This window comes from Pseudomonas sp. Pseusp88 (assembly GCF_047303955.1).
In the GTDB taxonomy this organism is placed as follows: domain Bacteria; phylum Pseudomonadota; class Gammaproteobacteria; order Pseudomonadales; family Pseudomonadaceae; genus Aquipseudomonas.
This window is the reverse complement of sequence record NZ_JBGLYM010000030.1, coordinates 60,819-67,023: the sequence shown is the minus strand read 5'-3', so window position 1 is coordinate 67,023 and position 6,205 is coordinate 60,819. Positions and strand designations below refer to the sequence as shown.

Sequence of the window (6,205 nt, the reverse complement as noted above, 5' to 3'; positions counted from 1 at the left end):
GATGAATCCGCTCCCACGGATCCGACGATATGCACGCGCTACTGTGGGAGCGAATTCATTCGCGAAAGCTTTATTCCTGACGCCGCCAATGCATTGGATGTACTGGCCCCTTCGCTGATGAATCCGCTCCCACGGATCCGACGATATGCACGCGCTACTGTGGGAGCGAATTCATTCGCGAAAGCTTTATTCCTGACGCCGCCAATGCATTGGATGTACTGGCCCCTTCGCGAATGAATCCGCTCCCACAATTGATTGAACAGGCCAGGTGATTGGTCGTTTCAGCGCTTGCCCGGCTTGTCGAAATTCTTCTGTGCCAGGGTCGCCAGGTCCGGTGGCAGGAAGTCCTTGTCCGGGTTGTAGTCGGCCTTCAGGTAGTGCGACAGGTCCTGCAGGTCGCTGGGGCTCAAGGTCCCGGCGGCCTGTTTCAGGCGCAGGTTGTCGATGATGTAGTCATAGCGGGTGTTGTTGTAGTCGCGCACCGAAGCGTAGAGCTGGCGCTGGGCGTCAAGCACGTCGACGATGTTGCGCGTGCCGACCTGATAGCCGATTTCCGTGGCTTCCAGGGCACTCTGGTTGGAGATGATCGACTGCTTGCGCGCCTGGACCTGTTCGACATCAGTATTGACCGCGCGGTGCAGGTTGCGGGTGTTTTCCACCACCTGACGGCGCAGGCTTTCACGCTGCTGCTCGCTCTGGCTCAGGCGCGCATAGGCTTCGCGCACCTGCGAGCTGGTCAGGCCGCCGCTGTAGAGCGGAATATTCAGCTCCAGGCCGATGCTGCGTTGCTCGACATCGCCGCCGTAGTTCTGTCCGGTGTAGTTGGGGTTACTGAAACCCAGGGCATCGTTGTCGCCACGCTTGTAACTGACGACCGCGTCCACGGTCGGCGCATGCCCGGCCTTGCGCTGGCGCAAGGTTTCTTCAGCGGCACTGACCGCATAGTTACTGGCTTGCAGATTGAGGTTCTGCTGAGAGGCGGTATCGACCCAGGCCTTGGCGTCGTTGGGCGTCGGCGGCAGCACTGGCAGAGTGTGGACGATGCCTTCGATGGCGTTGTAGTCGCGGTTGGTCAGGGTCACCAGAGCCTGGAAAGCATCCTCGACCCGTTGCTTGGCGACGATCCGGTTGGCCCTGGAGGTGTCGTAGCCTGCCTGGGCCTGGAGCACGTCGGTCTTGTCTGACAGGCCGACATCGAAGCGTTCATTGGCCTGGTCCAGTTGACGTTTGAAGGCTGCTTCTTCGGCCTTGGCCGTGGCCAGGTTGTCCTGAGCACGCAGTACCGAGAAATAATCGGTGGCACTTTGCAGGATCAGGTTCTGCTCGGTTGCCGACAGTTGCAACGCCGCCTGCTCATTGACCGATTTGGCAGCCTTGAGCTGGAACCAGCGGTCGGCGCGGAAAATCGGCTGGGCCAGGGTGGCCTGGTAGACCACGCCGCTGCGGGTCGCGGTGACATCCGGGCGGTCGATGCTGGTGCGGGTGTTATTGATGCTGCTGCCGGCAGACAGGTTGGGCAACAAGCCGGCGCGGGCCTGGGGTACGACTTCCTTGCGTGCATCGTAATCGGCATGGGCGGCGGCCAGGTCGGCGTTGTTGAGCACTGCCTGCTGATAGACATTGACCAGTCCGGTCTGGATTGGCGCCGGGAGCTCGGCAGCCCAGGCCAGCCCGTTGCAGGCACAGGACACGGCCACAGCCAATGAAAGTTTGCGCAGCATGGTGCATTCCCTGTTCGTAGTTGTTCTGACCCGCAATAGGCTAAGGAGTGTAGTGGCAGAGTTGTCCTGCAAACAATCCGGCATATCGGCCATTTATCGAAGGATTAAGCATAAGACTGGCGTTTTGGCAGCGGCGAAGTCTAGACTTGCCCCGTTCTTGTCGGGGTGCCTTGCGAAGAGGCTGAGATCGGTTATCCGGATCCCGTTGAACCTGATCAGGTTAGCGCCTGCGTAGGGAACAAGATTTCTCGTCTCCCGGCGAGTCCTCTTGAGTGCCGTCCGGGGTCGATTGTTCGAAAAATGAACAGATCGCCATCGCTCGTCACTCAGCACCACACAGGGTGCATCCGTCCGTTCATTCAGGTTCTCCCTCCGACAAATCAAGCCGCCGCTGATGTCTGGAGAGCCCGTGATGAGTACAAAAGCAAAAAACACAATTCACTTGAGTGAGTCCGCCCAGGTCGACTCGGGATCTGTGCAGCCGTTTACCCGCTCGCAAAAAATCTATGTCCAGGGTTCGCGCCCGGACATCCGTGTGCCGATGCGCGAGATTACTCTCGACGTCACACCGACCGACTTCGGTGGCGAGATCAACGCCCCGGTCACTGTTTATGACACTTCGGGCCCGTACACCGATCCCAACGTCATCATCGATGTGCGCAAAGGTCTGGCCGATGTGCGCTCGCCGTGGATCGACTCGCGCAACGACACCGAGCGCCTGCCGGGCCTGAGTTCCCACTTTGGCCAGCAGCGCCTGAGTGATGCCGAACTGACCGCCCTGCGTTTTGCCCATGTGCGCAACCCGCGCCGGGCCAAGGCCGGGGCCAACGTCAGCCAGATGCACTATGCGCGTCAGGGCATCATCACCGCCGAGATGGAATACGTCGCTATCCGCGAAAACATGAAGTTGCAGGAAGCCCGCGCCGCCGGTCTGCTCAAGCAGCAGCACGCCGGTCACAGCTTCGGTGCGAGCATTCCCAAGGAAATCACCGCCGAGTTCGTGCGTGAGGAAATCGCCCGCGGTCGCGCGATCATCCCGGCCAACATCAACCACGTCGAGCTGGAGCCGATGATCATTGGCCGTAACTTCCTGGTGAAGATCAACGGCAATATCGGCAACAGTGCGCTGGGTTCCTCCATTGAGGAAGAAGTGGCCAAGCTGACCTGGGGTATTCGCTGGGGCTCGGACACGGTCATGGACCTGTCCACCGGCAAGCACATCCATGAAACCCGCGAGTGGATCATCCGCAACTCGCCGGTGCCGATCGGTACGGTGCCAATCTACCAGGCCCTGGAAAAAGTCGGCGGCGCCGCTGAAGACCTGACCTGGGAGCTGTTCCGCGACACCTTGATCGAGCAGGCCGAACAGGGCGTGGACTACTTCACCATTCACGCCGGTGTATTGCTGCGCTACGTACCGCTGACCGCCAAACGCGTGACCGGCATCGTCAGTCGCGGCGGTTCGATCATGGCCAAGTGGTGCCTGGCGCACCACAAGGAAAACTTCCTCTACACCCATTTCGAAGATATCTGCGAAATCATGAAGGCCTACGACGTCAGCTTCTCGCTGGGTGATGGCCTGCGTCCGGGCTCGATTGCCGACGCCAACGACGAAGCGCAGTTCGGCGAGCTGGAAACCCTCGGTGAACTGACCAAGATCGCCTGGAAGCATGACGTGCAAACCATGATCGAAGGTCCGGGCCACGTACCGATGCAGCTGATCAAGGAGAACATGGACAAGCAGCTGGAATGCTGCGACGAGGCACCGTTCTACACCCTGGGCCCGCTGACCACTGACATCGCTCCCGGCTACGACCACATCACCTCGGGTATTGGTGCGGCGATGATCGGCTGGTTCGGCTGCGCCATGCTTTGCTACGTCACGCCCAAGGAGCACCTGGGCCTGCCGAACAAGGACGACGTCAAGACCGGCATCATCACCTACAAGATCGCCGCCCACGCCGCCGACCTCGCCAAGGGCCACCCCGGGGCACAGATCCGCGACAACGCCCTGAGCAAGGCGCGTTTCGAGTTCCGTTGGGAAGACCAGTTCAACCTCGGCCTGGATCCGGATACCGCGCGTTCGTATCACGACGAGACACTGCCGAAGGACTCGGCCAAGGTCGCGCATTTCTGCTCCATGTGCGGGCCGAAGTTCTGCTCGATGAAAATCACCCAGGAAGTTCGCGAGTACGCCGCCAACCAGAAGATCGAGGCGGTGGACGTGTCGGTGCAAGAGGGCATGCGCGAACAGGCTGAGCGCTTCAAGCAGGAAGGTAGTCAGTTGTATAAAAAAGTCTAAGCCGCAAGAGGCAAGCTACAAGCGGCAAGAAAAAGCAGTGCTGCTTTTTGCTTCAGACTTGTAGCTTGCCGCTTAAAGCTTGCCGCTGCTCCGTATTGAGATAACAACATGAACACACCCGGCACTTATTCCCCCGATATCCCCGTCCCCGCAGGCAAGCGTGTCTTCGGCGGGCGCGATCTGTTTTCCCTGTGGTTCTCCCTCGGCATCGGCCTGATGGTTTTGCAGACCGGCGCCTTGCTGGCGCCGGGGCTGGGACTGTCCGGCTCGTTGCTGGCGATTGTCCTGGGCACCCTGGTGGGTGTCCTGCTGCTGGCGGCGGTGGGGGTGATCGGCAGCGATACCGGCCTGTCCTCCATGGCCGCGCTCAAGCTGAGCCTGGGCAGTCGCGGCGCGGCGCTGCCTGCGGTGCTGAACCTGTTGCAACTGATCGGCTGGGGCGCCTTTGAAATCATTGTCATGCGCGATGCCGCCAGCCTGCTCGGCGCCAGGGCCTTTGCCGAAGGCAGCCTGTGGGCCAATCCGCTGCTGTGGACGCTGATCTTCGGTGCCCTGGCCACTTTGCTCGCCGTCAGCGGGCCGTTGACCTTCGTGCGGCAGATCCTGCGCAAATGGGGTATCTGGCTGTTGCTGGCGGCGTGCATCTGGCTGACCTGGAACCTGTTCGCCAAGGCTGACCTGACGGCGCTGTGGGCTCAGGCCGGTGATGGTTCGCTGCCCTTTGCCGTGGGTTTCGACATCGCCATCGCCATGCCCCTGTCGTGGCTGCCGCTGATCGCGGACTACTCACGCTTCGGCAAGCGCGCCGGCGGTGTCTTCGGTGGCACTGCGTTGGGCTTCTTTATCGGTAACTTCTGGCTGATGGGCCTGGGCGTGGCCTACACCCTGGCGTTCGCCCCGAGCGGCGAAACCAATGCCCTGCTGCTGGCCCTGGCCGGTGCCGGGATGGGGATTCCATTGTTGCTGATTCTGCTCGACGAGTCGGAAAACGCCTTTGCCGACATTCATTCTGCGGCGGTCTCCAGCGGGATTCTGCTCAAGGCCAAGGTTGAGCATCTGGCTCTGGCCATTGGTGTGATCTGCACCCTGATCGCCTGTCTGGCACCACTGGCCCAGTACCAGAACTTCCTGCTGTTGATCGGCTCGGTGTTCGCGCCGCTGTTCGGCGTGGTGCTGGTGGATCACTTCATACTGCGCCGGCGCAGTGCCCAGGTCCTGGCCACGGCGTTGAACGGCATGGCCCTGCTGGCCTGGCTGGGCGGTCTGGCGACCTACCATCTGCTGGCCAATCTTTACCCCAACGTTGGCGCAACACTGCCAGCGCTGGTCGTCGCTGGCGTGTTGCAGTTCATGCTGGGTAAAGCCTTCAGCCGCGGCCGGGGAACAGTTCCGGCTTGAGGATGCCATTGAGCTGCGGATAAGGAATCTTCAGCTCGATATGGCCCATGGAGTAGGGGGCGATGGTGTCGACCTGATACTTGAGGATCAGACCGCCATAGGTCAGGGCGATATGCGGGGTCTTTTTGAACGGCCAGGTTTGCAGGAACTGGCTGTCCTGATCCATCTTGACGCTGATCAGCCAAGCCTGGTGCGCCAGCTGCGCCTTGTCCCAGAACGCCTGTTCCTGACCCGGCACCAGCATGTCGGCCAGGGTCAGCACCTTGTGCTGCTGGCGCGAGTAGTTGATGAAGGCCCGGCCAGGCGTGCCGTGGGCGCCGCCGGTGTCCAGGTAACTGGACAATTCCACCACCACCAGACCGTCATGCTGCTCGCGTACCTTGGCTTGCAAGTAGCTGTTGATATGGCCCTGGTTGTCGCGCAGGAATTGTTCCTGATAAGCCTTGAGGGTCGGCTGCACCGGCCCGCCGTTGTCGCTGCGGGTCAGTTGCAGCAGCGTGCGCTCGACAATGGCATCGAGTTGCGGCTCATCGGCAAAGTGCACGGTATCAATATTGACCAGCGGGCAATCGGCACTGCTGCAGCCCGGTTGGATTACTTCAGAAGCATCGCGCTGGACGGCCAGCGGCGTGCGGTAATTGGGTTGGAAAATGCTCTGGCAGGCGCCCAGTACAAGGGCCAGGCCAACCAGCGATGTAATCCTCAAAAACGACATTGATGTTCCTTGGCTTTGGCTATGGAGACGGTATCGCGAGGTGGTTTGACTGCGTATACGGTGATCGGT

The 6,205-nt window shown here is 60.7% G+C and carries 5 protein-coding genes and 1 riboswitch; of the genes, 3 read left to right on the top strand and 2 right to left on the bottom strand.

All coding sequences use genetic code 11. The features are described 5' to 3' along the window. The coding region (locus tag ACCD02_RS26515) for a hypothetical protein (protein ID WP_413308618.1) at positions 1-237 on the top strand (237 nt) is incomplete at its 5' end. Between the two features lie 44 nt (positions 238-281). On the opposite strand, the gene ACCD02_RS26510 is transcribed toward ACCD02_RS26515, so the two are convergent. After that, a complete protein-coding gene (locus ACCD02_RS26510; RefSeq protein WP_413308617.1) occupies positions 282-1,721 on the bottom strand; it encodes a TolC family outer membrane protein in 1,440 nt (479 codons plus the stop codon). Between the two features lie 151 nt (positions 1,722-1,872). After that, positions 1,873-1,976: riboswitch (TPP riboswitch) on the top strand. Positions 1,977-2,133: 157 nt separating this feature from the next. Between ACCD02_RS26510 and thiC the strand changes: the two genes are divergently transcribed. Together thiC and cytX are read left to right on the top strand one after the other, a co-directional pair. After that, on the top strand, positions 2,134-4,023 hold the full coding sequence (gene thiC / locus ACCD02_RS26505) for a phosphomethylpyrimidine synthase ThiC (RefSeq protein ID WP_413308615.1): 1,890 nt from the start codon (positions 2,134-2,136) through the stop codon (positions 4,021-4,023). A 108-nt stretch (positions 4,024-4,131) separates the two neighbouring features. Further along, positions 4,132-5,421, top strand: a complete 1,290-nt coding sequence (gene cytX / locus ACCD02_RS26500; RefSeq protein WP_413308613.1) for a putative hydroxymethylpyrimidine transporter CytX — start codon at positions 4,132-4,134, stop codon at positions 5,419-5,421. Here cytX and ACCD02_RS26495 read toward each other — a convergent pair. After that, positions 5,390-6,136, bottom strand: a complete 747-nt coding sequence (locus tag ACCD02_RS26495; RefSeq protein ID WP_413308611.1) for an RsiV family protein — start codon at positions 6,134-6,136, stop codon at positions 5,390-5,392. The two genes, cytX and ACCD02_RS26495, sit on opposite strands and share 32 nt — an antisense overlap. Positions 6,137-6,205 lie beyond the last annotated feature (69 nt).

Excerpts from the sequence above, each read along its gene's own strand:
- thiC (WP_413308615.1), top strand. The coding sequence starts at position 2,134 with ATGAGTACAAAAGCAAAAAACACAATTCACTTGAGTGAGTCCGCCCAG.
- ACCD02_RS26495 (WP_413308611.1), bottom strand. The coding sequence starts at position 6,136 with ATGTCGTTTTTGAGGATTACATCGCTGGTTGGCCTGGCCCTTGTACTG.
- cytX (WP_413308613.1), top strand. The coding sequence starts at position 4,132 with ATGAACACACCCGGCACTTATTCCCCCGATATCCCCGTCCCCGCAGGC.
- ACCD02_RS26510 (WP_413308617.1), bottom strand. The coding sequence starts at position 1,721 with ATGCTGCGCAAACTTTCATTGGCTGTGGCCGTGTCCTGTGCCTGCAAC.